At 34.7% G+C, this 25703-nt stretch carries 27 protein-coding genes and 1 tRNA gene; 19 read left to right on the top strand and 9 right to left on the bottom strand.

Going from position 1 to position 25703, the window contains the following annotated elements; all coding sequences use genetic code 11:
- Nucleotides 1-48: 48 nt before the first annotated feature.
- Complete coding sequence (locus CDH50_RS10165; RefSeq protein ID WP_100612162.1) at nucleotides 49-564, bottom strand: RNA polymerase sigma factor; 516 nt, start codon at nucleotides 562-564, stop codon at nucleotides 49-51.
- A 296-nt stretch (nucleotides 565-860) separates the two neighbouring features.
- On the opposite strand from CDH50_RS10165, the gene CDH50_RS10160 reads away from it, so the two are divergent.
- The 4 genes from CDH50_RS10160 (at nucleotide 861) to CDH50_RS10145 (ending at nucleotide 3931) form a co-directional block, all read left to right on the top strand.
- The gene (locus CDH50_RS10160; RefSeq protein ID WP_100612161.1) at nucleotides 861-1904 is read left to right on the top strand and encodes a hypothetical protein; all 1044 of its coding nucleotides are present in this window, start codon (nucleotides 861-863) and stop codon (nucleotides 1902-1904) included.
- Nucleotides 1905-2003: 99 nt separating this feature from the next.
- Nucleotides 2004-2774 carry a zinc metalloprotease gene (locus tag CDH50_RS10155; RefSeq protein ID WP_100612160.1) on the top strand — a complete coding sequence of 257 codons (771 nt, stop codon included), beginning with the start codon at nucleotides 2004-2006 and terminating at the stop codon, nucleotides 2772-2774.
- 30 nt (nucleotides 2775-2804) lie between these two features.
- On the top strand, nucleotides 2805-3383 hold the full coding sequence (locus CDH50_RS10150) for a porin family protein (RefSeq protein ID WP_100612159.1): 579 nt from the start codon (nucleotides 2805-2807) through the stop codon (nucleotides 3381-3383).
- Nucleotides 3384-3472: 89 nt separating this feature from the next.
- Nucleotides 3473-3931, top strand: a complete 459-nt coding sequence (locus tag CDH50_RS10145; RefSeq protein ID WP_100612158.1) for a hypothetical protein — start codon at nucleotides 3473-3475, stop codon at nucleotides 3929-3931.
- 343 nt (nucleotides 3932-4274) lie between these two features.
- On the opposite strand, the gene CDH50_RS10140 is transcribed toward CDH50_RS10145, so the two are convergent.
- Nucleotides 4275-4352 (bottom strand) — tRNA-Pro (locus CDH50_RS10140).
- Nucleotides 4353-4722: 370 nt separating this feature from the next.
- Between CDH50_RS10140 and CDH50_RS10135 the strand changes: the two genes are divergently transcribed.
- From CDH50_RS10135 to CDH50_RS10095, 9 genes are all read left to right on the top strand, one after another.
- On the top strand, nucleotides 4723-7014 hold the full coding sequence (locus tag CDH50_RS10135) for a TonB-dependent receptor domain-containing protein (RefSeq protein ID WP_100612157.1): 2292 nt from the start codon (nucleotides 4723-4725) through the stop codon (nucleotides 7012-7014).
- 36 nt (nucleotides 7015-7050) lie between these two features.
- A complete protein-coding gene (locus CDH50_RS10130; RefSeq protein ID WP_100612156.1) occupies nucleotides 7051-8172 on the top strand; it encodes a PQQ-dependent sugar dehydrogenase in 1122 nt (373 codons plus the stop codon).
- A 7-nt stretch (nucleotides 8173-8179) separates the two neighbouring features.
- Nucleotides 8180-8584, top strand: a complete 405-nt coding sequence (locus tag CDH50_RS10125) for a c-type cytochrome (protein WP_100612155.1) — start codon at nucleotides 8180-8182, stop codon at nucleotides 8582-8584.
- A 67-nt stretch (nucleotides 8585-8651) separates the two neighbouring features.
- Nucleotides 8652-9257 carry a uridine kinase gene (gene udk / locus CDH50_RS10120; RefSeq protein ID WP_100612154.1) on the top strand — a complete coding sequence of 202 codons (606 nt, stop codon included), beginning with the start codon at nucleotides 8652-8654 and terminating at the stop codon, nucleotides 9255-9257.
- Nucleotide 9258: 1 nt separating this feature from the next.
- Entirely contained in the window at nucleotides 9259-9582 is a 324-nt protein-coding gene (locus CDH50_RS10115; RefSeq protein WP_100612153.1) for an FtsB family cell division protein, read from the top strand.
- 41 nt (nucleotides 9583-9623) lie between these two features.
- Nucleotides 9624-10979, top strand: coding sequence for a methylmalonyl-CoA mutase subunit beta (locus CDH50_RS10110; protein WP_100612152.1), 1356 nt, complete (start codon nucleotides 9624-9626; stop codon nucleotides 10977-10979).
- Between the two features lie 44 nt (nucleotides 10980-11023).
- A complete protein-coding gene (locus CDH50_RS10105) occupies nucleotides 11024-11563 on the top strand; it encodes a helix-turn-helix domain-containing protein (protein ID WP_100612151.1) in 540 nt (179 codons plus the stop codon).
- Between the two features lie 107 nt (nucleotides 11564-11670).
- Complete coding sequence (locus CDH50_RS10100) at nucleotides 11671-12864, top strand: retropepsin-like aspartic protease (RefSeq protein ID WP_100612150.1); 1194 nt, start codon at nucleotides 11671-11673, stop codon at nucleotides 12862-12864.
- Between the two features lie 98 nt (nucleotides 12865-12962).
- Nucleotides 12963-13487 (top strand): hypothetical protein, encoded by a 525-nt coding sequence (locus tag CDH50_RS10095; RefSeq protein ID WP_100612149.1) that lies wholly within the window; start codon nucleotides 12963-12965, stop codon nucleotides 13485-13487.
- Here the strand turns inward: CDH50_RS10095 and lipB are convergent, their stop codons facing one another.
- The 3 genes from lipB to CDH50_RS10080 are packed head-to-tail and all read right to left on the bottom strand — an operon-like array spanning nucleotide 13488 to nucleotide 15157.
- Nucleotides 13488-14207: a lipoyl(octanoyl) transferase LipB gene (lipB, locus tag CDH50_RS10090; RefSeq protein ID WP_100612148.1), complete on the bottom strand. Its 720-nt coding sequence runs from the start codon at nucleotides 14205-14207 to the stop codon at nucleotides 13488-13490.
- Between the two features lie 4 nt (nucleotides 14208-14211).
- On the bottom strand, nucleotides 14212-14961 hold the full coding sequence (locus CDH50_RS10085; RefSeq protein WP_100612147.1) for a hypothetical protein: 750 nt from the start codon (nucleotides 14959-14961) through the stop codon (nucleotides 14212-14214).
- 37 nt (nucleotides 14962-14998) lie between these two features.
- Nucleotides 14999-15157, bottom strand: a complete 159-nt coding sequence (locus CDH50_RS10080) for a YqaE/Pmp3 family membrane protein (protein WP_100612146.1) — start codon at nucleotides 15155-15157, stop codon at nucleotides 14999-15001.
- 184 nt (nucleotides 15158-15341) lie between these two features.
- Here CDH50_RS10080 and lysS point away from each other — a divergent pair, with 184 nt between their 5' ends.
- The 4 genes from lysS (at nucleotide 15342) to CDH50_RS10060 (ending at nucleotide 21344) form a co-directional block, all read left to right on the top strand.
- Nucleotides 15342-17042, top strand: a complete 1701-nt coding sequence (gene lysS, locus CDH50_RS10075; protein WP_100612145.1) for a lysine--tRNA ligase — start codon at nucleotides 15342-15344, stop codon at nucleotides 17040-17042.
- Between the two features lie 63 nt (nucleotides 17043-17105).
- The gene (locus tag CDH50_RS10070) at nucleotides 17106-19163 is read left to right on the top strand and encodes an ATP-binding protein (protein WP_100612144.1); all 2058 of its coding nucleotides are present in this window, start codon (nucleotides 17106-17108) and stop codon (nucleotides 19161-19163) included.
- Between the two features lie 357 nt (nucleotides 19164-19520).
- The gene (locus tag CDH50_RS10065; RefSeq protein ID WP_100612143.1) at nucleotides 19521-20738 is read left to right on the top strand and encodes a hypothetical protein; all 1218 of its coding nucleotides are present in this window, start codon (nucleotides 19521-19523) and stop codon (nucleotides 20736-20738) included.
- A gap of 117 nt (nucleotides 20739-20855) precedes the next feature.
- A complete protein-coding gene (locus CDH50_RS10060) occupies nucleotides 20856-21344 on the top strand; it encodes a hypothetical protein (RefSeq protein ID WP_100612142.1) in 489 nt (162 codons plus the stop codon).
- A gap of 68 nt (nucleotides 21345-21412) precedes the next feature.
- Here the strand turns inward: CDH50_RS10060 and hemL are convergent, their stop codons facing one another.
- The 4 genes from hemL to CDH50_RS10040 are packed head-to-tail and all read right to left on the bottom strand — an operon-like array spanning nucleotide 21413 to nucleotide 24761.
- Nucleotides 21413-22699, bottom strand: coding sequence for a glutamate-1-semialdehyde 2,1-aminomutase (gene hemL / locus CDH50_RS10055; RefSeq protein WP_100612141.1), 1287 nt, complete (start codon nucleotides 22697-22699; stop codon nucleotides 21413-21415).
- Between the two features lie 4 nt (nucleotides 22700-22703).
- Entirely contained in the window at nucleotides 22704-23537 is an 834-nt protein-coding gene (locus tag CDH50_RS10050) for a glucosaminidase domain-containing protein (RefSeq protein WP_100612140.1), read from the bottom strand.
- Between the two features lie 4 nt (nucleotides 23538-23541).
- Nucleotides 23542-24432, bottom strand: a complete 891-nt coding sequence (locus CDH50_RS10045; protein WP_100612139.1) for a 1-aminocyclopropane-1-carboxylate deaminase/D-cysteine desulfhydrase — start codon at nucleotides 24430-24432, stop codon at nucleotides 23542-23544.
- Complete coding sequence (locus CDH50_RS10040) at nucleotides 24429-24761, bottom strand: hypothetical protein (protein WP_100612138.1); 333 nt, start codon at nucleotides 24759-24761, stop codon at nucleotides 24429-24431. The genes CDH50_RS10045 and CDH50_RS10040 overlap by 4 nt, the downstream gene beginning before the upstream one ends.
- Nucleotides 24762-24811: 50 nt before the next feature.
- Between CDH50_RS10040 and CDH50_RS15200 the strand changes: the two genes are divergently transcribed.
- On the top strand, nucleotides 24812-24961 hold the full coding sequence (locus CDH50_RS15200; RefSeq protein ID WP_198513481.1) for a DUF5522 domain-containing protein: 150 nt from the start codon (nucleotides 24812-24814) through the stop codon (nucleotides 24959-24961).
- A gap of 162 nt (nucleotides 24962-25123) precedes the next feature.
- Complete coding sequence (locus CDH50_RS10035; protein ID WP_100612137.1) at nucleotides 25124-25699, top strand: DUF4136 domain-containing protein; 576 nt, start codon at nucleotides 25124-25126, stop codon at nucleotides 25697-25699.
- Nucleotides 25700-25703: the final 4 nt, after the last annotated feature.

Below are 25703 nucleotides of genomic sequence, written 5' to 3'. Positions count from 1 at the left end.
GATCCTTCAAATCTTAGACAACTAACTTTAAATTTACCCTACCTACTGCTAAATATTTTCTATGTGTTCCCTTAATATTTTTAATGCGCCAGTCATTCTTTTTTCGACTGCCTTTTGGGAAACGTTTAATAATTCGGCTATTTCCCTATATTTCATGCCGTCAATTCTGTTCAATAAAAATACCTCGCGTTGTGCATCGGTTAATAATGAGATGGCGTTTTGAAGTTTCTTTTTAAATTCTTCTTCTTCCAATAAATATTCGGGGCTTTCGTTTGTTTTGTCAATATAAGGTGCTGCTTTAGCATACTCTAAAACCACTTTATTATGTTTCACTCCGTTTAAAAATAAATTATTAACCGTCGTAAATAAATAGGTCTTTGCTTTTGTAAAATCTATTTTGGAGCAATTTTCCCATATTTTGGAAAATGCGTCTTGAACTAAATCCAGCGCATGGTCCTTATCGCCACATTTGTAAAAAGCAAAATTACTGGCATGCTGTACATGCTCTAAATAAAAATGATTAAAATAATTTTCTTCGCAAAGTTTGGGGTTGCTGTTACTCATAAACTAGTACTTTCTATATAAAATGCTACGGTGTAATTTACAAAAATAGGGTAAAATTATTTATAGTTGTCTTAATAGTGACAATTCCAAAGTATCAAAAAATAATGAAAACAAAATATATTATTAAAACTATACACATTAAATTAAACATGACTTTAGTAGTATATCACTTGCTTTCAAAGTATTTAACAAATCAATTAAAAAAAAAGGTAGGGTAAATTTAAATCCAGTTGTCTTACTTTCAGAAAGCGAAAAAATCGCCATGAAAAAAAATATTAACCCAAAAAACTATTATCATGAAAAATTTAAAATGTATTACAGCAATTTTATTAGTCGCTCTTATGGTATTCACATCGTGTCAAGATGAATTGGATAGTGAGAACGGTCAAAATCCAAATACAAATACGGCCAACTCCCAAACAGCCAGCAACCTAGAGCGTTCCAGTATGTATGATGGAAGTTTTGATGATTTTTTAGACGGCATGTCTTGTTCATCAATAGTCCTCCCTGTGGTTGCCAATGTTAATGGCACACAAGTAACACTGCTAACACAATCGGATTATCAATTGGTTTTAAACATTCTCGGACAGATTACCAATGATAACGACATTATTACATTGCAATTTCCGTTAACGATTAAAACGAGCAATTATACCGAAGTGGAAGTTGCAAGTCAGGCCGAGTACGATGCCTTAATGGATGCTTGTGAAACCCTTGAAAGTGAAGGTAAAAATGCGATTTCTTGTATTGATATTGATTTCCCTATCACTATTTTAACGTACAGCTTAACTCTGGAACAAACCGGTAGTGTTGTTATTGAATCTGAACAAGAATTATATACTTACATGAACAACTTTGGAAACAATGAATTGTTCGCTATTAACTACCCCATTACTGCAACCTTAAACAATGATAGCGTTATTTCCATAACAAGCGATTTAGATTTACAAGCAAGCATTAGCGATTGTTTAGATGTTGAAGACGCTGAAGATGCCGCTGAAGCTGAAGCAAAAAATTTGGAAACCATTATAGTTGATGGATCCTTTAAAGTGCAATCTTTTATAACTGCCGGTGTAAATAAAGCGACAGATTATGCAGGCTACACTATAGATTTTGCAAACGATTTAACATGCACCGCAGTAAATGCAACGCTTAGTACCGTGGAAGGCACTTATGAAGTGACCTCGGAAACTGAGGTGTTTTTAGACTTAGCTTTTTCTGGAAATGCCACCTTTAGTTTACTAAACCATACTTGGGAAGTAACAAGTTTTAATAACACATCCATCTCTTTAAAAAGCACTACCAATGCTACCATAACACTGGTTTTGACCCAAATTTAGTATTTATTTAATTTCAGGTAGGTTGGTTTGGTTGCCAACTTGTTTTGGTGGGGCAGCTGTTGGGATTCCAGCAGCTGCTTATTTTAAAGTAAAAATCACATGAAAAAAACATTAAAAATAGCTTGCATCGTATTGCTTTTAGTCGCTTGCTCCAAAGATGATGATTTGAAAACGGTTGATAACATCATACCTAAATCTGAAAACCAAAAAGCAACTGGAAGTTCCGCAAACGATTTACTATCCGATGACACTTTTAAAAGTTTAGTCATTGAATTGGTGTATGTTGAAGGCTTAAAACCATCTCAAAACACTATCGACAATTTTGTTTCTTTTTTAAATACCAGAACTTTTAAACCTAACGGTATTACTGTTGAAACAAGAGCAATAACTTCTATAGGAAAAACATCTTATTCAACACAAGATATCATAACTATTGAAAATGCCAATAGAACCAAATACAACACTAACAATCAAATAGCTGTTTGGGCACTTTTTATTGATGGTGCTTCTGCCAATACCACAAATTCTGGCACTGTTTTAGGAACGGCTTATAGAAATACATCCTTTGTGATTTTTGAAGAAACCATTCATGAGTTAAGCAACAGCGCTTTTGAACCCAACAGAAGTGTTTTAGAAACCACGGTAATAACGCACGAATTCGGGCATTTACTTGGCTTAACAAACCTAGGTTCCAATATGGTTGAAAATCATGAAGATCCAGAACACGCCAAACATTGCAACGTAGAAAGTTGTTTGATGTATTGGGCCGCAGAAAGCGGTTCGGGATTATCAAACTTAGTAGGTTCCAGTACGGCACCACAGCTGGACGCAAAATGTATTGCCGATTTACAAGCAAACGGCGGAAAATAAAAATCATTTAACTATTAAAAACTCAAGACAATGAAAACAATTTTAAAATTCTTATTTATACTAAGTGCAACGCTAACAATTCAAGCTCAAGCACAACAATCCAACGCAGGTATTAAAGGTGGTTATAATTTAGCCGCGGTAAGTTTTGATGGAGATACGGAAACCGGACAAAGACACGGATTCCATATCGGTTTATATGGTGAATCATTCATATCGGAAAGTACATCATTGCAAGTCGAAATTCTATATTCACAACAAGGATACGAATTGAGGGATGACAGCGGAACATTCACCCAAAAATTAGATTACATAAATGTGCCCTTGTTACTAAAATTATACCCAGACGAACACTTCTTCTTAGAAGTTGGCCCGCAAGTGGGACTAGCCATTTCCCATAAAGAGGAATTTGACAGTAGCTTTAATTTGTTTGACACATCACAAGAATTTGAACCAGACAACTTTGATTGGGGCCTTAATTTAGGTGCTGGTTTTAAAACAGATTCAGGAGTCATTTTAGGCGTTCGCTATCATTTAGGGTTAGGAAGTGTGTATGATGAAGGCCATCCTAAAAACAGGGTTTGGCAATTTTCTCTAGGATTTGATTTTTAAAATAAAAAATTTAAATAATCTCTAAAAAGAGGTAGGGTAAAACGGATATAAGGTGTCTTAATATTGAAAAACCATTAAAAATTCAAGTTATGAAATCTATAAAAACAATCGTATTTGTTATCGTATTAAGTTTTTCATTTATAACAAATGCCCAAGACCATGACTTCTCAAATGAAGCAACCGTTGATAAAAAATCCTATTATCAAAAAAGAGCTGAAGAAGACGCCAAATATGAACAACAATTCCGTTCTAAAAACAAAGCTGAAGAAGAAACGTTTTGGAAAGAACAAAAAAACTATGAAAACGATTTAAAACAAAAAGACAAGAAAGCCTACAAAGCGTATATGAAAGGCAAAAAAGATGCTTACGCCCATCATTACGAGCATTGTAACCATCATTGTCATCATAGTGATTATTACTATCACCATGCCTCATTTTACTACTATGGCTACCATAATTATTATTATGAACGATACCCAAGACGCAGCAGTAGCATTGGCACAAATGTTAGAATTAATACGCCTAGTGTTAGACTAGGGTTGTTTTAAAACCGATTTGGTTGGCAAAAAAGCTTCTATTTTAGAAGCTTTTTTGTTTGCTTACTATTGTAAGTCGTGATCCTGTATTAGGGGCGTTGCTCAAGATAATCCAAAAGCAAATGGGATTTGCTGTGTATTTTTTTACTTGCTCGGTTTCCTTAGGTAAACCTGGAAACTCCGCTGGACTATGAGGATTACTCCCTCTGGTCGTGATCCTGAATAAAGGGTGTTGCTCAAGAAAATCCAATAGCGAATGAGATTTGCTATGGATTTTTTTATTTACTACGTTTTCTCAGATAAACCTGAAAACTTCGTAAATAAAAAAATCCAACACGATAGTGTTGGATTTTCTTGGTCGGGGTGGCAGGATTCGAACCTGCGACCTCCTGCTCCCAAAGCAGGCGCGATAACCGGGCTACGCTACACCCCGAAAAATATTAACCCGTAGTGTAGTTTATCCCGAGCGAAGTCGAGGGGCTACACCCCGAAATGAACATTAAGAAAATGTCGTGAGGACATTTTTAGTGAAGGGCCAGCTGATACTTGGCCATTAACAACGATATGTTCAATTCGTCTTTATATTTGTTATAGGAAATGATTGTTCCTAGTTCAAAAATCAAGTGTGCAAATATATATAAATATTGATGTTCTGCAATAGGTTTTATTTTTATTTAATAAAATAGCTTAAAGCATTAACAATAAGCTATAATTAACATTCTTTTATAGCAATGGAGTTAAAAAAATCGAATATTTAGTAATAGTTTTATGCCTTTAATTAAAAAACCAAACTAAACACAACAATGAGATTCTTTTTTAAAGCCCTGTTACTTTATATACTTGTTCCTATCCACACCCTTACGGCGCAAGATATTTTTAAAGGAAAAATAATAGATATTGAAAATGGTACGCCTCTAAGCAATGTGAGCATTACCAACACCACTAACAATCAAACGTATATTTCAAACAATCAAGGGGAGTTTGAAGTGCCTCAATCAGGCACATATTCGTTCAGAAAATCAGGTTACAATGATGTTGACATTGCGCTAAACAAAAGTTACCAAATCATTCAACTTAGCATCAACCCTTCCGAACTTAATGAGGTGGTCATCAATGCTAATCAGCTACCAAAACGATTAAAAACGGCTACAACAACCGTAAATTTTATTTCAGCAGAAGATATAGAACGTGCTAATAGTACCAATATAGCACCTACTTTAAGTCGGGTGCCGGGCGTACTTATGCAAACTGGGGCTCTAAATACAAACAGGATTACCATACGAGGTATTGGTTCTAGAAACTTATATGGCACCGCTAAAATTAGGGCATATTTTAAAGATATTCCCTTAACCAACGGTAGCGGCGAAACCAATATTGAAGATTTTGAGCTCACGTCTATTGCCAGATTGGAGATTGATAAAGGTGCTTCTAGCATGTATGGTGCTGGATTGGGTGGCACCATTCACCTCACACCACAAAATGCTTATTTGAATGAAACGACAGCCAATGGCGAATTTATGTTTGGTTCTTTTGGTTTGTTTAAAGAAGTATTAAATATAAACCACGGGGCTGCCAATAACAGTTTCAGGGCCATTTATAGCAATACACACACTGATGGTTATAGAGCTAATGGAGAATATGATCGTCAAACATTCACGATCAACACCAATCACTTTTTAAGTGAGAAAGACGAACTAACGTTTTTAATGAGTTATGTGGATTTGTTTGCTTATATACCAAGTTCCATAAGTCAGAACGCCTATATAAACAATCCGTCCTCCGCAGCATTTACGTGGCAACAATCGAAAGGTTATGAAGATGCACAACGTGGTGTTTTTGGCTTGTCTTGGAACCACGAATATAACGACCACCTAAAACAAAGCACCAGTGTATTCACATCATTTGGTAGTGGCTACGAACCAAGACCTTTTGATATTTTGGAAGACGATACCTTTGCCATAGGTCTAAGAAGCCGTTTGATAGGCAACACCACTGTATTTGGTAATAATTTAGATTGGACCATTGGTGGCGAAGTGTTTAGGGATACTTATAAATATGGCACTTATGTAAATCGTTATCAAGAGTTCCCTGAAGGTACGGGCAGTGTACAAGGCGACCAATTGGTCGATTTTAAAGAGAAACGTTCTTATTTTAATGTGTTTTTGGAAACCAACTATAACCTAACAGAAAAAACACTGGTGACGCTTGGCTTGAATTACAATCAAACATCTTACGATTTAAACGATCGTTTTATGGCTTCGTCTGAAGACCCAGACCAATCGGGTTCTTATGGGTTTGATGGGATTTTGTCTCCTAAGTTTGGCATTTCGCATCTTATTTCTGATGATATTGCTTTGTATTCTGATATCAGCCATGGTTTTTCGCCCATTACGCTTTTAGAAACCTTGATGCCCGACGGCCAAATAAACCAAGATTTAAAACCTGAAACGGGTTGGAATTTTGAAGTCGGCACTAGAGGCACCGTCGTTAAAAACAAATTGTTTTTCAACTTGGCTCTGTATAGAATGGATATTAAAAACTTATTGGTTTCAAGAAGAACGGCTTTAGACCAATATATTGGCATTAATGCCGGAAGAACGCAACATGATGGTCTAGAATTGGCTTTAAATTATAACATCTTAGCTAAGGAATCATTCACACTAGGTTCTTTTGTGAGCTATTCACTAAATGATTATACCTTCAAGGAATTTGTAGATGATACAGATAATTTTTCTGGTAACGATTTAACAGGTGTGCCTAATGAAGTGTTTAATGCGGGTATAGATTTCAACTCGAAGCTAGGGTTTTACGGAAACATCAACTTTCAATATGTTGGGAGCATTCCTATGAACGATAGTAATAGTTTGTATTCTGACCATTATAAATTAACAAACGTGAAAGTGGGTTTTAGATTAGGCATTACCAAAAAAATAAGAGCCAATATATTTTATGGGCTAGATAATATTTTTGATGAAAAATATGCATCTCAAATACTTATCAATGCACCAAGCTTTGGAAGCGCTCCAGCAAGATATTATTATCCGGGTAATCCCGTGAACTATTATGCAGGTGTTAATGTTAATTACAATTTCTAAATATTTCTTACTAACTTTATAAAAATATTTTACGCTATGAAAAAACTTGTTATTATTATTCCGCTGATTACAATAGCGCTTTCTGCGTGTGCACAACAAACAGAATCGTCTGTTAAAGCCGAAGATCCTAAAACAATTAGCTACACGACTGAAGTCGTGGTTTCAGACATTCCTATTGCTTGGGGATTGGAATTTTTACCAGATGGCAGCATGCTTATCACCGAAAAAGCAGGTGCATTGATTCATTTCAAAGATGGTGTAAAAACTAATATCGCTGGTGTTCCTGAAGTTTATAATCGTGGACAAGGTGGTTTATTAGACATCAAATTACATCCAGATTACGTCAATAATGGTTGGATTTACATCTCTTATGCCTCACCAGAAGGTGAAGGTACTGGAGGCAATACAGCTATTATGAGAGCGAAATTAAATGGCACGTCCTTAACAAATCAGGAAGTATTATATAAAGCAGGTCCGAACACCACAAGAGGTCAGCATTTTGGTTCTCGTATTGTTTTTGATAACGATGGATATTTATTTTTCTCGGCTGGTGAGCGTGGTGAGCATTTTGTAAATCCGCAAGACATCACCAGAGATAATGGTAAAGTTTATAGATTACATGATGATGGCAGGATACCAGAAGATAATCCGTTTGTAAATACACCTAATGCCAAGAAAGCTATTTGGAGCTATGGCCACAGAAATCCGCAAGGCATGATTAAAAACCCTGTTACAGGGGAGATTTGGGCTCATGAACACGGTCCACAAGGTGGTGATGAAATAAACATCGTTCAAAAAGGAAAAAATTATGGCTGGCCAGTTATTTCTTATGGTATTGATTATGACAACAGTATCATTACTGAATTAACCGCTAAAGAAGGCATGGAACAACCATTATTCTATTGGGTGCCATCTATTGCGCCTTCTGGTTTAGCTATGGTGACTTCAGATAAATATCCAGATTGGAAAAACAATCTTTTAGTTGGTTCTTTAAAATTTGGTTATGTGGAACGTTTGGTACTTGAAAACAATAAAGTGGTGAAACGTGAAAAACTTTTTGAAGGCATAGGCCGTGTTAGAAACGTGATACAAGCGCCAGATGGCTATATTTATTTAGGTGTGGAAGGAAAAGGCATTGTTAAAGTTATACCTAACTAAACTATTTATGAAATTATTCTTAAGCATTTGTTTTGTATTATTATCAATTACATTTAATACCATCTATAGTCAAAATAAAGAGCTAGACGAAAGCATCAAGCGAGGAAAAGATATCTATCAGGATTTCTGCATTACCTGCCACATGGGTAATGGAGAGGGCCTTGCTGGAGCTTTTCCCCCTTTGGCAAAATCAGACTTCTTAATGAACCATCGCTCCAAAAGTATTCACGCCATTAAGTATGGTTTGCAAGGTGAAGTGGTAGTAAACGGAAAAAAATATAATAGTGTGATGGCTAGCCAAGGATTAACTGACGATGAAGTTGCGGATGTCATGAATTACATTACCAACAGTTGGGGCAATAAGAATGAAAAAATAGTGACCGTGAAGGAAGTTTCGGAGGTTAAAAAATAAAATTCCTTTTTAACATTTAAACTGACTTACTGTTTAACTAAATTTGTATAGTTCGTAAAACATTTTTATGCTTATCATTGGTATTGCAGGTGGAACAGGTTGTGGAAAAACAACGGTTGTCAATCAGATTTTAAATGAACTTCCCGAAGGTGAAGTAGGTGTTATATCGCAAGATTCCTATTATAAGGACACCACACATTTAAGTTATGAAGAGCGTATCAACATTAATTTTGACCATCCAAGGTCCATTGACTTTGATTTGCTTGAAAATCACTTAACGGAATTAAAAAAAGGGAATCCCATACACCAACCCGTATATTCATTCGTTAAGCATAATAGAACTGGCGATACCATCGTAACACATCCTAGAAAAGTGATGATTGTGGAAGGTATTTTAATTTTAACAAATCCAGAGTTACGAAAGATGTTCGACATCAAAATATTTGTACATGCCGATACGGATGAACGCTTAATACGTCGATTGAAACGTGATATTTCGGAACGTGGACGGGATTTGGACGAAGTGTTAACAAGGTACTTAAATACCTTAAAACCCATGCATGACCAGTTTATTGAACCGACAAAAGAATATGCCGATATTATTATACCAAACAATAAATACAATACAGTAGCAATAGATATTGTACGTTCTATAATCCATCAAAAATTATAAAATGACATTCAACAAAAAAACATTATTAAAACCTTTTAAGAACATATTTGTTCTCATTCTGTTTGTGTTCATCATTTGGATGTTGTTCTTTGATGCCAATTCTTGGTTAATACACCGAGAATTAAATAACGAGATTGATGATTTAGAAGACCAAAAAGAGTATTACAGAAAAGAAATTGAGAAAGATAAAAAAGCCTTAAAAAAGTTAAACAATGAAGAGGGATTGGAAAAATTTGCACGTGAAGAATATTACATGAAACGTGACAATGAGGAGATTTTCATTATTGAATATGAAGATAGTTTGGAAACAAAAGATGATGAATGATTAGCGATTAGTAATGAGCAATAAATAATGAATAATAGATTATGAACAATGAGCTATTTAATGAATTTACGCCTGTTACTTCCAAACAATGGAAACAAAAAATACAATTCGACCTCGCTGGCGCCGATTATAACAACACCCTTATCTGGAAAACCAACGAAGATATTTCGGTAAAACCGTTTTATCATGCTGATGATGTTGAAGCACTTCCCAAGACATCAATTACCAAAACAACACCGTGGCATATTTGTGAAACTATTTATGTCGCCGATGTTAAAAAATCCAACTTAAAAGCCATCAAACTTCTTGAAAAAGGTGCGGACAGTATTAAATTCATCATTCCGAATCCAACTATTTCATTAGAAGATTTATTAAAAAATATCGAAGCTTCTACTACTATTCACTTAGAGCTTCAGTTTCTTTCAGAAGATTTTGTCATTCCCGCAAATACAGGAATCCACTTCCATACAGACATCATAGGCAATCTCGCTAAAAACGGCAATTGGTTTAACAATTTAAATGATGATTTTAATTCGTTTGATGCTATTGTAAAAGCGACCAATTACTTTAGTGTTGATGCCTCGCTTTATCAAAATGCAGGCGCTAATATGGTACAGCAATTGGCGTATGCCCTAGCACATGCAAATGAGTATTTAAATCGTTTAGATTCAGTCATTGCGAGCAATGCGAGGCAATCTGTCTCTTGCATCTTCAACATCTCCATAGGCAGCAACCACTTTTTTGAAATCGCCAAACTAAGAGCCTTACGCATCCTCTGGAAAACCTTGGCATCAGAATACAACGTCAATACCGATTGTCACATTTATACAACGCCCACAAAACGCAACAAAACACTTTACGATTACAACACCAACATGCTGCGCACCACTACCGAATGCATGAGTGCCATTTTAGGTGGCAGTGATACCATTTGTAATCTGCCGTACGATGCCATATATCATAAAATGAATGCCTTTGGAAATCGGATGGCACGTAACCAATTATTGATTTTAAAGCACGAGAGTTATTTTGACAAGGTCAATAATCCTGCGGATGGTGCTTATTATATAGAAACCCTCACCAATCAATTAGCGGAAAAGGCTTTGGACTTATTTAAAAATATAGAAGCCAACGGTGGTTTTTTAAAGCAACTTAAGGAAGGTACCATTCAACGTAAAATAAAAGAGAGTGCTGATAAAGAACAGCAACAGTTTAATGCAGGCGACATCATTTTAACAGGCACCAATAAACATATGAATCCAAGTGATAAAATGAAAGACACTTTGGAACTCTACCCTTTTGTAAAAACCAACCAGCGCAAAACCTTAATTGAACCCATTATAGAAAAACGCTTATCTGAAGCTTTGGAGCAGGAGCGATTGAAAAAAGAGGATTAATTTATTTATTAAAAGTTGCGGATTACCTAAAATGAACGTTTTAAATGTCGAAATTACTACTCATAAGGCAAAAATTAAACATAACCCAAGAAGCATTATCTGAGAAATCAGGTATTTCGGTACGCACCATTCAACGCATTGAAGCTGGCACATCTCCCAAAGGTTACACCTTAAAAGCTTTAGCGCTTGCATTGGAAATAAATGAATCTGAATTGCTTGACAATAGTGAAACCATTCCAGAACATGATATAACGTGGCTAAAAATCATTAATCTTTCTTCTTTACTTTTTGTATTACTGCCTCCTTTAAATATCGCTGTCCCATTACTAATCATGTATATAAAAAAACAGTTTACACCCTTAACACGACAGATGGTTTCCATTCAAATAATAATGACCTTGCTCGCCATCTTATTACTTTTAATTGTAGTTATTCTTAACGATTGGTTTGAAGTAAGAAGCCAATATACCTTATTAATTCCTTTGGCATGGGTTCTCTTAAATACCGTCATCATACTTAGAAACGCCATTGAAATAGATAAGAAAAACGCTTTACGTATTTATTTGAATTTTAATATTGTATAAATTTTGTCGGGTTATTGTCGGCTAGTTGTCGGCTAGTTGTCGGCTCAAAAAATCATAGCCTTCAAAAAATTATTTCTTTATTTGATCCATAAAAATCATAAAAAAGTATGGACCCCTTTAAAAAATCAAAAAAAGCCATTGCAATTTTGTTCTTCACAAGTTTCAGCTCATGTTTATTAGCTCAGAACAAACTCCCCATTATTCATGCTACTAGTGAAAAGGCATGGATTCATGATGGCAAAAACTTAAAAATCGATTGGAAATTAGACTCGAAACTTAAGCCCGACGTTTATTATTTAAATGTTCCTTTGAAAAAAAACAAGGTAAGCCTAGTAACGGATAAGGATAAAATTACTTTCCATACCACTTATGGAGAAAGCTATGATTTTATGGTATTGCTGAATGGAAAAGATACGTGTTACACGCGTATTGTAGCAAAGGAAGCACCAACTCCCATTTCTATGACATTTTCTAAACCATATCCACAAAGCATCCCCTTTACTTTGATAGGCTCTAGAATTTATTTTAAAGGACATCTCAATGGCGATAAAGAAGTTACCATACAATTCGACTTAGGTGCGGGTGCTTCCTGTGTCAATAAGGCATATTCGGAAAAATTACAGTTATCCTTCGACGGAAAAGTAATGGTGGATAATTCGCAAGGCGTTAATGAATCACGTGTTAGCTCTGGCAATGAACTCAAGCTTGGCGATTTCAATTGGCATGGTGTACCGCTTATAGAGGTTGGTAATATGAAACCACACGAAGATTTAATTATTGGAAACGGACTCTTCAAAAATAAGATTATTGAGATTGATTACGATAAAAACGTATTGATTGTCCACGATAAACTCCCAGCTTATGCCAAGGATTATAAAAAGCAAGCGGTGTTGTTTGAACAAGACCGACCAAAAATAAAAGCAAATATCATTCAGGATGGAAAAAAATATGCATTCTGGTTTTTATTCGATACCGGTCGCGACGGCACCATGCTTATAGGAGAAGACTTTACAAGTCAAGGGCAAAACTGGGAAAACCTAAAAGAGTTGCAAATATTAAATGGTAGAAAAATTATTCGTTTGGATGCCACCATAGCGGATATCACATTTAAAGACATCGTCACCAATGCTGCAGCCCCTTCCCATCCCCAAGGGCGACCCACCTTATTTGGAAATCAACTATTAAACCATTTTAATGTGATTTTAGATAATCAAAAAGGAGAGATTTATTTAAAACCAAATAACAGAAAAAAGGAACCTTATTCAGATTATGAAAGTTATTTAAAGGAAATGTCTAAATAATTAAAATATAGTGATGGTTTTACAGTACAAATAATTCAATTTTAAAATTCACATTTTAAATTTATATTTGACGTAGATAATATATTATATAAAAAGTTATGAGAACGTACACGCTAATTCTTGTAAGCTTATTCAATGCCATGTTATTAATTGGTCATTCTTATAAAGACAGCCATAAAACAGCGTCAAATCAAAACTTGACCCAAACATTTGATAGCCATCGAAGAAGCTCTAACGATAGTTTTATCACCGTTAATGGCATAACATACAATCTTATATCTGACCCATGCGTGCTTCAAATTAATGATGATCTAAACATTTTAACCTTCAAAGCCGTAAATAACGACATGGATTATTCCTTAACAGTGAATTTAGGAGCTTTTAATAGTCCTGTAGATAGCGGAAATTATATATATTCCAGTGGTGAAACTCAGGCGAATTTTGCAATAATAACCTTAGTAACCGAAAATGGCACGTTTGTAAATACTGAGAATAATGTAGTAAATTATACAAAAAACGGTATGAAAGGAGAAATTTTAGCAACGAACATCTCTTTAATGGATCATTTTGAAACCTTACCAAATATGTTAGTAAGCTTCAGAATAAATTGTACTATGGAATAGTTAATTATTGTTTAAAGTAAATGTCAAAAATTCCGCTTCAAATAGCGAACTAAAATGTTTCAGTAGTTTTTCTTTTACTTCAGCTTCATCAACGTGTTCGACACCTAATTCCACATTTAGAGACGTTACCGCTTTGCCTCGAATACCACAAGGAATGATATTATCAAAATAGCCCAAATTGGCGTTTACATTCAATGCAAATCCGTGCATGGTTACCCAACGACTCGCACGCACGCCCATGGCGCAAATTTTACGAGCAAAGGGCGAACCGACATCTAGCCAAACACCTGTTTCGCCTTCGCTACGCCCTGCTTTCAATCCATAATCGGCTAGGGTAAGGATCATCGTTTCTTCTAAAAGGCGCAGGTATTTATGGATGTCCGTAAAAAAATTATCCAAGTCTAAAATAGGATAGCCCACAATTTGTCCGGGACCATGATACGTGATATCGCCCCCCCTGTTAATCTTATAAAATGTCGCTCCCTTTTCACTCAGTTGACGTTCATTTAAAAGTAAGTTAGACATATCGCCACTTTTACCAAGTGTATATACGTGAGGATGTTCTACAAATAAAAAATAATTAGGGGTTTCAACATCGGTGTCTTCTTGCCTATTCTTGATTTTAATATCCACAATGGCTTTAAACAAATGCTCTTGGTAATCCCAAGTCTGTTTATAGTCTTTTAATCCTAAATCTTGTATTTCAATGGTTTTATTCAAAATATTAATCTTCTAGTATCACTTCTAAATTTAAAGCTTCGGGGTTTGTCATATAATCCATAAAACCAAACTCAACTGTAAAACTTCTTCGGTCGTTACTAAACATGGCCGTTTCGTTTGAAACAGATTTTATACGTTTTGGAAAATGGTAATTCAATTTATAAGTGGAAGAACCAAACATCATGCCCATTTGTCCTAAGCTGTCGGTTACTTGTTTATAGGCTTCTTTATCTATTATTTTTGCAGTGCGCATGAATGTTTTACCATCGTAATTATAATCTAAAGTGGTACTGCTGTCGCCTCCAAACATAGATAACGGGTTGTTAGCCTCGTTTGCTTGTGCCTTTCCTGTTATATCCCCAAAATCTTTCATAGCCTTAAACATATCCTGAAGTTCGGTTACTTTATTGAAATCCGTAAACAAATCAAAGCGCATTTTAGAAGTTTCAGGATCCATAACCATGTGCATACTGAAAGGCTCTAAACGCTTAAGTTTTTGTTGTTCTTCTTCTGGCAATTTCGAAATGCTATCGCGCATGGCATCGAATAGTTCTTTAAAATTAAACGTGGAATCTATTGCCTTTTCTTGGGTTTCACTCATTTGGTCGCCTGCCATTTGCATCAGTTGGCTACCATCAAATGTAAATTCCATTTTACCTGAACCATCGGCGTTTATGTATATGTTTTCCGAAAATTGGCAACTAAAAAAAGTTGTAACTATAACTAAGCAAAAAAGGGTAAAAAACCGATTCATGTGTTCGTAATTTTAAAATATAAATACAAAGATATACTTAATTTTTTGGATTATTAAGAATAACCAAAGCGGCAATAACGCCTGGTACCCAGCCGCAAAGCCAAAGCAAAAAAACAATTAATATGGAGCCACAACCTTTCCCTATAACGGCTAAGGGCGGACAAAATATACACAATAACACTCTCCAAATACTCATGATTCTTTATAATTGATTGATGATACTCATTGGACTTAAAAATACATATTTTGTTACAATTAATATAAAATTTCAAGATACTTATCGGGAAGTAAAACGCCAAAAAAAATCGTAATTCCTAATTCGTGTTTCGTAATTCAAATGTTTATCTTTGTGCCTCAAAAATTCATTCAGAAATTAGAATATGTCGCAATTATCAGAACACGAACTTGTACGAAGAGAGAAATTAGCCAAATTACGCGAAATGGGCATCAACCCCTATCCTGCCGATTTATTTCCGGTATCGCATAATTCCAAGCAAATTAAGGACAATTTCAAAGAAGACAATAAGGTTGTGATTGCTGGTAGATTGATGTCGCGTCGTATTCAAGGCAATGCGAGTTTTGCAGAATTGCAAGATGCTGAAGGCAGAATACAAGTGTATTTTAATAGGGATGAAATTTGTGAAGGAGACGATAAAACCCAATACAACGAAGTTTATAAAAAACTGTTGGATATAGGTGATTTTGTGGGAGTTGAAGGCATTTTATTCACTACAAAAGTAGGCGAAAAAACTGTTAAGGTGAAAAGCTTTACTTTGCTTAGTAAATCCTTAAAACCATTACCATTACCAAGAACTGATGCTGAAGGGAATGTACACGATGCGTTTACGGACCCCGAGCAACGTTACAGACAGCGTTATGCAGATTTGGTCGTAAATCCACATGTGAAAGAAGTTTTTGTAAAACGCACCAAGCTATTTAATGCCATGCGTGGTTTCTTTAATGATGCAGGCTATTTTGAGGTTGAAACCCCTGTATTACAGCCGATCCCTGGTGGTGCTGCGGCACGTCCGTTTATGACGCACCACAACGCTTTGGACATTCCTTTATATATGCGAATTGCCAACGAATTGTATCTAAAAAGATTGATTGTTGGTGGTTTTGATGGTGTTTATGAGTTTTCTAAAAACTTTAGAAATGAGGGCATGGACAGAACGCATAATCCGGAGTTTACGGCTATGGAAATCTATGTAGCTTATAAAGATTACAACTGGATGATGGATTTTTGTGAACGTTTATTGGAACATTGTGCCATCGCTGTAAATGGCACCACCAAAGCGACTTTTGGCAACCATCATATTGATTTTAAAGCACCGTACACCAGAATAACCATGGCAGATTCCATAAAACAATTTACGGGGTTTGATATTACAGGAAAAACGGAAGATGAGATTAGACTTGCCGCGAAAAATATGGGTATTGAGGTAGATGATACTATGGGGAAAGGTAAACTGATTGATGAGATTTTTGGTGAAAAATGTGAAGGCAATTACATTCAGCCCACGTTTATAACCGACTACCCAAAAGAGATGAGTCCGTTATGCAAAGAACATCGTGAAAATCCAGAATTAACAGAGCGTTTTGAATTGATGGTATGCGGAAAGGAAATAGCAAATGCTTATTCTGAATTAAACGACCCGATAGACCAAAGAGAGCGGTTCGAACACCAAATGGAGTTAGCTAAAAAAGGGGATGATGAAGCGACTGGTGTTATTGATTACGACTTTTTACGCGCTTTAGAATACGGTATGCCACCAACATCGGGTATGGGCATTGGTATGGATCGATTGATTATGTTTTTAACTAATAACCAATCCATACAAGAAGTATTGTTTTTTCCGCAAATGCGTCCAGAGAAAAAAGCGGTTGCACTTAGCGAAGAAGCGAAAGCTGTTTTCGACTTATTAAAAAAAGCTGAAAGACTGGAACTTAATGATTTAAAAATTCAATCGGGCTTATCCAATAAAAAATGGGATGTTTCCATTAAAGAATTAACTAAAAACAATCTTGCTAAAGTTGAAAAAACAGATGATGGTAGCCTGTTTGTAGTAATTATTTCTTAGCATATATAAAATCGTCGGAAAAAACAGTACCTTTATATGTAACAACCAAACGAAAGTACCGTAATGTCAAAAATTTTAATTGGGAAAAAAATTTTAAATTTATTGCCCATTGCCTCTTTTTTGGTTCTTGTTACATCAATTCTTATATTATACAGAATATCTTTAGATAGACATCATGCTTTAATAAAAGCACAAGTGTTTGAAACCGGTGCATTATTGTCTAAAGAGTTTAAGAATATCATGAATGAAGACATATCCAATCTTGAGAATCTTAAATACAGGTTAGAGTTTACAAATGGCAGCTATTATGAGAACTGGGAAAATGATGCCAATTTATTATTAAAACAGAATGCTGCTTTCATATTTATTGAATGGATTGATAGTTCAATGGTCATTAAAAAGATCAACCCTTATAAAGGCAATGAAGAGGCGCTAAACTTAGACATTTCCACTCTTGATTATAGAAGGGATGAATGGATTAAACATGCCGAAAACGGTAAAACCAACATAACATCTTGGCTAAAACTGACACAACAGGGACATTCTTTTCTTGTTGATGTGCCTGTGTATTTTAATGGTCAGTTTCAAGGGAGTATTACAGGCGGCATGGATTTCAGTGCAAACTTCAATAGGTTTGTTGATTACCTAGAAAACCAATACAGCATCGAACTTTACGACGATAAAGGAAATTTATTTTATAACGTAAACAGAGACATAAAACTTAAAACCAAAAGGAACATTGTTTATACCACCACAATTGAAGTAGATGAATCTGACAATCAATCATGGCAGTTAAATGTATTGCCTACTGAAAAATTATTATTGACAGAAGCATTATATATTAAAAATATCGCCCTTATTGTTGGTTTGTTTTTATCGATTGTTGTTTCCCTTCTTGTCCATTTTTATTTGAAAGCGCAAAAAGGCAGCATCCTTGCAAGGAAATCTAATTTAGCGTTAAAAAAAGCCAATAAAAATCTCAACAATGCGAGAAAAAAGGCAGAAAAAGCTTCGCAGGCAAAAACGGATTTCCTGTCCAACATGAGTCATGAAATAAGAACCCCATTGCACGCCATTCTAGGATTTATTCAATTGCTTAAAAACAGTAAATTGAACAAAACAAACAGAGAGTATATCGATTTAATGGATAAGTCTTCCAGCAACCTTTTGAATCTTATAAACGATATTTTAGATATAGATAAAATAGAATCGGGAAATATTGAATTGAACGAAATGGTATTTAACCCATTAGAGAAAATAAAAGAACTTATTGATGTCAACCAATTTCTTTTCTTAAAAAAGAATCTCTATTTAAAGACAAATTTTAAAAATGCGCTAGGTCTTAACGTATTAGGTGATCAAAACAAGTTACTTCAAATTGTAAACAATATCCTTAAAAATGCCTTAAAATTTACCAATAAAGGAGGTGTTGTCTTGACGTATAACGAAACAGAAATAGATAATGAATTACAAACACACATCACTATTGAAGACACAGGCGTTGGCATTCCAAAAGATAAAATTGATACTATTTTTAATAGGTTTACACAAATTGATATCAGCACAAAAAAACAATATGAAGGTAGTGGTTTAGGTTTGGCTATTTCTAGACATTTAGTAACCATGATGGGCGGAGAAATCACTGTTGAAAGTGAAGTCAATAAAGGTTCCAAATTTACAATATCAGTCAACTTTAAGATTGCAAAAAATCAGGAAAAAGAACATTTGATAGATGTTAAAAAAAATATCAATCTATCCGATTTAAAAGTTTTAATAGTTGATGATAACAATGTAAATATCATCGTTCTAAAAAAACTTCTTCAGACTATGGGCGTAAAAGCGGATATAGCAGAAAATGGAAAAATTGCTTTACAAAAAGTAGAAGAAAAAAAGTATCAATTAATTTTTATGGACATCCATATGCCAGAAATGGACGGCTTTGAAGCAACAAAATTGATTAGAAATCACAATAAAGAAGTTATAATTTTTGGTCTTTCAGCCAATGTAACCACAGAGGCCATCAATAAAGCCATATTTAGCGGCATGAACAATTACCTTCCCAAACCATTTGAAAAAGAACTTCTGTATAAAATGTTACTATTTCATTTTAATAAAAATTAATGTAAGGGCATTTTTAATAAAAAACCCCGTAATCCTAGAATTACGGGGTTTTTACTAACTAACCAACCAAACTTTACTAATTTACTATTAAACTAAATAATTTTATTAACTATTTCATGTTACAAATAAACTACAGTACAAATAGACACAATAAGTTTCTAGTTTTAAAATGAATTTAGAAATGTTTAACATTGCTAATCAAAACTTTACAATTTCTTTAAGATAAAAATTTATAAGTGTTAATTTTTTTAAGAAACCAACTCATTATATAAATATATTTGTCTTTTTAACAAAAACAGCAAGACTCATTTAAATAGTTAACTCTCATTCTTTTTTTTAACCCATATTTTTTTGAAAATGATAAAAAAGTCCCTCCTTTTATTTTTTTTAAATTATTCTTTACTGGTTTTTGGACAACAAAAAGATACATTATCAATTAAAAATGGCATAGAAAACCCAAGTCTTTTAGCCACTCATAATTTTGGGATTTTCAGTTCTAGAATCAACCAAAATTATAAAATAAACCCTCCTGAAAATACAACAATAGCTTTCACATCAATTAGTGGAAATAATTTTCACCCCTTTGTTGAGGCATATCTGCCAAAAGATCCTCAAGTTAGGAAAAATTTAAGCCAACTTATTTGGCACGATCGACCATTTAATTTTGTAAATCAAGAAACCACACCTGCGGACTATATGAATATTGTAATAGATGCCGTTATCAAAGAATTTAGGGTAGATGCCAATATTCCTTTAACAAAAAATCATGAATTGGGTATTACTTTAAGAAGTTATCTTATTACCAAGGGAAAACACCCATTTTCTCTATTTACTTCAGATGAAAGCATTGAATGGTTTCACTCAAATATTTTTGGTGGTGAAGACCCTTATGGAAGGCGTTATTACGGATTAAACCAAATGAGTTTTAGATATACTGATAGAAATGGAAAGGTTCTTGAACTCAACAATAATGATTTTTTTATGGGCGGCATGGAGTTTAATCATTTTTACTATCCTTCATTTTTTAAAAATGGAAAAAGACGTATCTATGCCAATTTTGGAAACCATATAGGAATAAATACCAGCAAGTTTAATGCCTCTCTAGATTTTGGCATCTCAGCCAATGTTGTTAAAAATATCGTTCTTAAAAATAAAAATGAATTTTATATTGGAATAGGATCAAGTCTATTACGTAAAAATCTTATCAATTTTAAAGATGTCGTCGATTTAGGTAACAACCCTTATTTAGCAAGTCTACAAAGTGAGATTGAGTTTACTAAATACACAAAAAAAATGAATTATCATGCCTTTGGCATTAACCACCACATTCAATCTAGATATAACAAGTTTGAGGAAACAGATTATTATGTATTTAAAGGAAAGTGGAAAGAAATTAATGGCGGTTGGCATAATGGATTCTATACACTTTACACCGCATTATCAGATTGGACTTTTATCTATCCCTATGGGCGTCCACAATGCAAAGTATCCCTTTATTTTAAGGAGGACTTTAAAGTGAATAATGCCCCCGATTTTCAAACGGGCATGAGTTTACAGATTCCATTAAAAAAATAACAACTTGTTTTTAAACTACTTAACTCTTGTTAATATAGAGTTAAAAAAGGTATTCGCATTAAACCATTATAATTTACCAAAGTCTTAATAGCAAATAAACCCATAATACTATAAGACATGAAAAAATTATTATTAATTGCCTTAGCTTTAATATCAATAGAAGGTATCGCACAACAAAGAATGCAACAACGTCCAGAAAGAAAAGAAATGGCTGATAAAATGTTTGCACTAACCCCAGAAGAATCTGCCACATTGCAAACCAAAAGAATGACTTTGCAGTTAGATTTAAACGAATTCCAACAAAAAGAAATTTACAAACTAAATTTAGAAAATGCCACTAAAAGACAATTAACGATGGAAGCCAATAAGGCTAAAAGAGAAAGTGGCACTTTTGAAAAACCTACAAAACAAGACTATTTAAGTAGCATGAATGACAGATTAGACAATCAAATTGCTACAAAAATAAAAATGAATTATATCCTTAATGCAGAGCAACGTACAAAATTGGAGAAAATTCAAGCGCACATGGAAAACAGACTTGACAAAGTGATGAGAAACAACAAACGCTTTGCACAAAATAATAATTTCAGAAATAGAAGATTTTAAATTGAGTTATTGATTTTAGTTAGATTCTAGTTAGTGATTAAAGCATTTCCGTAATGGAAATGCTTTTTTTATAACACTCTGGCAACATTATTAATAGCATTGATTGTAAAATCTAAATCCTCATACGTTAAAGCATCAGTGATAAACCAGGTTTCAAAAGCACTAGGTGCAATGTAAACGCCTTCATGTAACAAACCATGGAAGAACTTTTTAAACGTTTCATTATTTCCTTTAGCAGCCGTTTCAAAATCCACCACAGCATCTTTATCAAAATGAACGGAAATCATGGAGCCTACCCTATTGATAGTATGAACGACTTTATTTTTATTCAGAACATTGGCAATACCTTCGTGTAAATAGGCTGTTTTTTCATTCAATCGATTAAAAACCCCAGCATCATTATTTAATTGAGTCAGCATCGCCAAACCCGCTGCCATCGCTAGCGGATTTCCACTGAGTGTTCCTGCTTGATATACTGGACCCACAGGCGCTAAATAATTCATGATTTCTTCTCTTGCCGCAAACGCACCTACTGGTAACCCACCTCCTATTACTTTTCCAAAGCAAACAATATCCGCTTTCACGTTATAAAGCTCTTGAGCACCACCTTTAGCCAATCTAAAACCAGTCATAACCTCATCAAAAACCAATAGAATATTATTGGCATCACATAGTTCTCTTAATGCTTGTAAAAAACCATCATTTGGCGGCACACAACCCATATTACCAGCCACAGGCTCTATAATAATACAGGCAATTTCATTAGGATTGGCTTCAATTAACTGTTTAACGTTTTCAATATCGTTGTACTTCGCAAGTAAAGTGTCTTTTGCAGTACCTTTTGTAACGCCAGGACTGTTTGGTGTTCCAAAGGTACTAGCGCCACTACCGGCTTGGATTAAAAATGAATCGCTATGCCCATGGTAACACCCTGCAAATTTGATTATTTTATCTTTCCCAGAATACCCTCTAGCCAATCTCACGGCACTCATACAAGCTTCCGTACCCGAATTCACAAACCGAATTTTATCAATATTAGGTACCATAGAAACTGCTAATTGAGCAATTTGTGTTTCTATTTCCGTAGGCATGCCAAAAGAAGTACCTTTTTTAGCCTTTTCTACAACGGCATCAACAACGGGTTGGTAGGCATGACCTAAAATCATCGGTCCCCAAGAATTAATATAATCAATCAAACGGTTACCATCTTCATCATATAAATAAGCACCCTTTGCTTCTTTCACAAAAATGGGTGTTCCACCAACGCCTTTAAAAGCTCTTACAGGGGAATTAACACCTCCAGGAATAACGCGTTCTGCCTCTGCAAACAAGGCACTACTTCGTTTGTAAATCATATATTTAAAAGTTTTTTGATGATGGTTTTACCACTAGCTCCTGTCCAATGCTTATTGCATTGTCACTTAAACCATTCATGTCTTGAAGTTCTTTTACTGTCATATTATATTTTCTGGAAATAGAATACAAAGTATCCCCTTTTACCACGGTATAAGTGGTAGCCCCTGTTCTATTGGACGCCACAGGTTTTTCGTATTTATATCCAATAACGGCTTCATCTAATTTATGCAACTCGTAACGCTCTATAAGACTAATTAATTTGTCCGGATATTTTCTATCAGTTGCATAACCCGCCGCTTTTAATTCTTTGGCCCAAGCCTCGTAATCATTCTTTTTTAAATCGAACAACTTTGAATACCTAGGTCTTGTAGTTAAAAATAAGGAATGATCTCTATACGAATATTTTGCGTCTACATATTTTCTAAAACATTCTTGTGAGGCATCGTCGTCGTGATATATTCTATCGCCCGTCCAATCATGACATTTAATTCCGAAATGGTTATTAGCCTCCACCGAAAGACGTCCTTTACCAGAACTAGATTCTAAAATCCCTTGTGCTATGGTGATGCTGGCTGGAATCCCGTATAATCGCATTTCTTCTTGGGCTATCGCGCTAAATGTTGCTATATAATCTTCAGTAGAACTTATAGTTGTTTTAGGAACATTAACACCAGATTCCTTTTCATTGGTATTAATTTCAGGGCTTTTTGGGGTCTCTTTTTGAATAACAACACGCTCTGTATTTGTTTTTCTAGGATCCTTTTTTTTAGTGACAGCTTTTTTTGAGCCACAACTAAAAATCATGCACGCCAATACTATAAGCACTATTTTGTTCATGTTTCTATTCAATTAACGGTAAGTTTTTTTGTTTTAATACGTTGTTCATGCCTTCTATACCTTGCAACCCGCCTGTATGAATGGCTAAAATTTTTGACCCTTTTGGAAAATACCCTTTTTGAATTAAATCGAAAATTCCAAATATCATCTTTCCAGTATAAACGGGGTCTAACTGAATACGTTGCTTTCCTTTAAACTCGTTTATAAAACGGATTAACTCTAAATTAATTTTAGCATATCCTCCAAAATGGTAATCCGTAATGAGCTTCCAATTGGTCTTCGATACAAATTTACTAATATCTTCTTGTAAAAAAGAACCTTTTAAAGCAGGAAACCCTAAAACTTGTTGACTAGGTTGTGAACAATTTATGAGTCCGCTCACCGTGCCTCCCGTTCCAACCGAAGTACATATATAATTAAATTCGGCATCCGTTTCAGTTAATATTTCCGCGCAGCCTTTTACGGCTAAAGCATTGGTGCCTCCTTCGGGAATTATATAATAATCTTGATAGTCATTTATTAATTTCTCTGTTCTGTAAGCTTCCCGAGTCACAAATTCAAACTGCATATCATGTTTTTTTGCAAAGGAAAGCGTTGCATTACCCCCTATTTTATCTCGCAATTCATCGCCTCTTATAATGCCCAAGGTTTCAAAGTCAAAAGCATGTCCTGCATAAGCAACAGCAGCGATGTGATTTGAGTAAGCCCCTCCAAAAGTCAATAGTTTTTTAAAGCCTTTTTTTTGAGCTTCTTCAATATTATACTTTAATTTTCTGTATTTGTTACCCGAAATAAAGGGATGGATGTCGTCCTCGCGTTTTAAAAATAATTCAACTCCTAATTCATCTGGTAAATTAATTTTCTGGTTGACACTTTTATGTAATTGGAACATCATGGTTTGCGAATATACTTTAAAAAACACCAAAAAGACCTGTCATTTAGATAGTGTAAATTCGATTCATTCATATAAGCTTCACGCTCAAATGAAATATTTTTATAAGCCAAATTCCAAACTTTGAATTGAAATAATCTCACTAAAAACTCCCCAATGTAAAGCACGTAAAAAGGCACAATCAACAACTCCAATTGCTGCCTTAAATGAATTTTTTCATGGTTTACCAAACAAGCATCCTTTCTTAATTGCGCATGTTTCACAAACACAAAAGGAAAAAATGCAAAACCCGTATAACCTTTGGGCACTAAATATCTAGAAACTATAATCATCCGCTAACGCGCTTAAAAAATAATCGAATTTACATTATCTTTGTTATATTATGAAGAAAATAATACCTGTTGAAGAAGGTGATTTTTACTTAACACCCGAAGGTTACAGGTGCTTTACGGAACAATACCATTTAAAACGAGGCTATTGTTGCGAAAGTGCTTGCAGACATTGCCCTTATGGCTATAATAAAAAAAAATAGTTACAGAAATTAGATTTAGAATCCCTTAAAAGCCAATCTGTTGGTATGATTCTTGATGCTGATAGTAATACTGAAAGCCCTTTAAAACCAATGCTATGAGTGTTTTAAATTTAAGGTTTTAGGAAAAAATTGTTAAAAAGAAAATTTAAAAACTAAACTTCTATGAAAAATGTATTCAAAACCGTGCCGCTTTTAGTTGTTCTATTGGTGGTAACATCATGCAGTTCTGTGCGTGTAGCAACAGATTACGATAAAAACGCCAATTTTGGGGCATACAAAACATTTGCCTTTTTTAAAAATGGCATTGATAAAGCAGAAATTAACGATTTAGATAAACGCAGAATACTTCGCGCAATAGAAACCGAGCTTTTAGCCAAAGGTTTTACAAAATCTGAAAACCCCGATTTATTAGTTAGTATTTTTACCAAGTCCAATCAACGCGTTGATGTTTACAACAACAACTGGGGCATGGGCGGCTGGGGCTGGGGAGGCTTCGGTCCATGGGGCATGGGTGGTTTTTACGGTCCTGGTTGGGGCTGGGGATGGAACCAACCCAACGTATCTACCAGTACAGAAGGTGTTCTGTTTGTAGATTTATTGGATGCCAATAAAAAAGAATTGGTTTGGCAAGGCATGGGTACTGGCTTTTTAAGTAGAAATATGGAACAAAAGGAAGAACGTATTAAAGAGTTTGTTTCAAAAATCATGGAAAAATATCCTCCGGGAGCTAAGCAATAATTAC

It is taken from the genome of Confluentibacter lentus, assembly GCF_002806995.1.
Lineage (GTDB): Bacteria > Bacteroidota > Bacteroidia > Flavobacteriales > Flavobacteriaceae > Confluentibacter > Confluentibacter lentus.
The sequence above is the reverse complement of the archived record's forward strand: the minus strand, read 5'-3'. Positions and strand labels throughout refer to the sequence as shown.

Excerpts from the sequence above, each read along its gene's own strand:
- CDH50_RS10050 (WP_100612140.1), bottom strand. The coding sequence starts at position 23,537 with ATGAACAAAATAGTGCTTATAGTATTGGCGTGCATGATTTTTAGTTGT.
- hemL (WP_100612141.1), bottom strand. The coding sequence starts at position 22,699 with ATGATTTACAAACGAAGTAGTGCCTTGTTTGCAGAGGCAGAACGCGTT.
- CDH50_RS10045 (WP_100612139.1), bottom strand. The coding sequence starts at position 24,432 with ATGATGTTCCAATTACATAAAAGTGTCAACCAGAAAATTAATTTACCA.
- CDH50_RS10095 (WP_100612149.1), top strand. The coding sequence starts at position 12,963 with ATGAGAACGTACACGCTAATTCTTGTAAGCTTATTCAATGCCATGTTA.
- udk (WP_100612154.1), top strand. The coding sequence starts at position 8,652 with ATGCTTATCATTGGTATTGCAGGTGGAACAGGTTGTGGAAAAACAACG.
- CDH50_RS10035 (WP_100612137.1), top strand. The coding sequence starts at position 25,124 with ATGAAAAATGTATTCAAAACCGTGCCGCTTTTAGTTGTTCTATTGGTG.
- CDH50_RS10110 (WP_100612152.1), top strand. The coding sequence starts at position 9,624 with ATGAACAATGAGCTATTTAATGAATTTACGCCTGTTACTTCCAAACAA.
- CDH50_RS10160 (WP_100612161.1), top strand. The coding sequence starts at position 861 with ATGAAAAATTTAAAATGTATTACAGCAATTTTATTAGTCGCTCTTATG.
- CDH50_RS10085 (WP_100612147.1), bottom strand. The coding sequence starts at position 14,961 with ATGAATCGGTTTTTTACCCTTTTTTGCTTAGTTATAGTTACAACTTTT.
- CDH50_RS10155 (WP_100612160.1), top strand. The coding sequence starts at position 2,004 with ATGAAAAAAACATTAAAAATAGCTTGCATCGTATTGCTTTTAGTCGCT.
- CDH50_RS10060 (WP_100612142.1), top strand. The coding sequence starts at position 20,856 with ATGAAAAAATTATTATTAATTGCCTTAGCTTTAATATCAATAGAAGGT.
- CDH50_RS10135 (WP_100612157.1), top strand. The coding sequence starts at position 4,723 with ATGAGATTCTTTTTTAAAGCCCTGTTACTTTATATACTTGTTCCTATC.
- CDH50_RS10150 (WP_100612159.1), top strand. The coding sequence starts at position 2,805 with ATGAAAACAATTTTAAAATTCTTATTTATACTAAGTGCAACGCTAACA.
- CDH50_RS10070 (WP_100612144.1), top strand. The coding sequence starts at position 17,106 with ATGTCAAAAATTTTAATTGGGAAAAAAATTTTAAATTTATTGCCCATT.
- CDH50_RS10115 (WP_100612153.1), top strand. The coding sequence starts at position 9,259 with ATGACATTCAACAAAAAAACATTATTAAAACCTTTTAAGAACATATTT.
- CDH50_RS10145 (WP_100612158.1), top strand. The coding sequence starts at position 3,473 with ATGAAATCTATAAAAACAATCGTATTTGTTATCGTATTAAGTTTTTCA.
- CDH50_RS10105 (WP_100612151.1), top strand. The coding sequence starts at position 11,024 with ATGTCGAAATTACTACTCATAAGGCAAAAATTAAACATAACCCAAGAA.
- CDH50_RS10165 (WP_100612162.1), bottom strand. The coding sequence starts at position 564 with ATGAGTAACAGCAACCCCAAACTTTGCGAAGAAAATTATTTTAATCAT.
- CDH50_RS10080 (WP_100612146.1), bottom strand. The coding sequence starts at position 15,157 with ATGAGTATTTGGAGAGTGTTATTGTGTATATTTTGTCCGCCCTTAGCC.
- CDH50_RS10130 (WP_100612156.1), top strand. The coding sequence starts at position 7,051 with ATGAAAAAACTTGTTATTATTATTCCGCTGATTACAATAGCGCTTTCT.
- CDH50_RS15200 (WP_198513481.1), top strand. The coding sequence starts at position 24,812 with ATGAAGAAAATAATACCTGTTGAAGAAGGTGATTTTTACTTAACACCC.
- lysS (WP_100612145.1), top strand. The coding sequence starts at position 15,342 with ATGTCGCAATTATCAGAACACGAACTTGTACGAAGAGAGAAATTAGCC.
- CDH50_RS10065 (WP_100612143.1), top strand. The coding sequence starts at position 19,521 with ATGATAAAAAAGTCCCTCCTTTTATTTTTTTTAAATTATTCTTTACTG.
- CDH50_RS10100 (WP_100612150.1), top strand. The coding sequence starts at position 11,671 with ATGGACCCCTTTAAAAAATCAAAAAAAGCCATTGCAATTTTGTTCTTC.
- CDH50_RS10125 (WP_100612155.1), top strand. The coding sequence starts at position 8,180 with ATGAAATTATTCTTAAGCATTTGTTTTGTATTATTATCAATTACATTT.
- CDH50_RS10040 (WP_100612138.1), bottom strand. The coding sequence starts at position 24,761 with ATGATTATAGTTTCTAGATATTTAGTGCCCAAAGGTTATACGGGTTTT.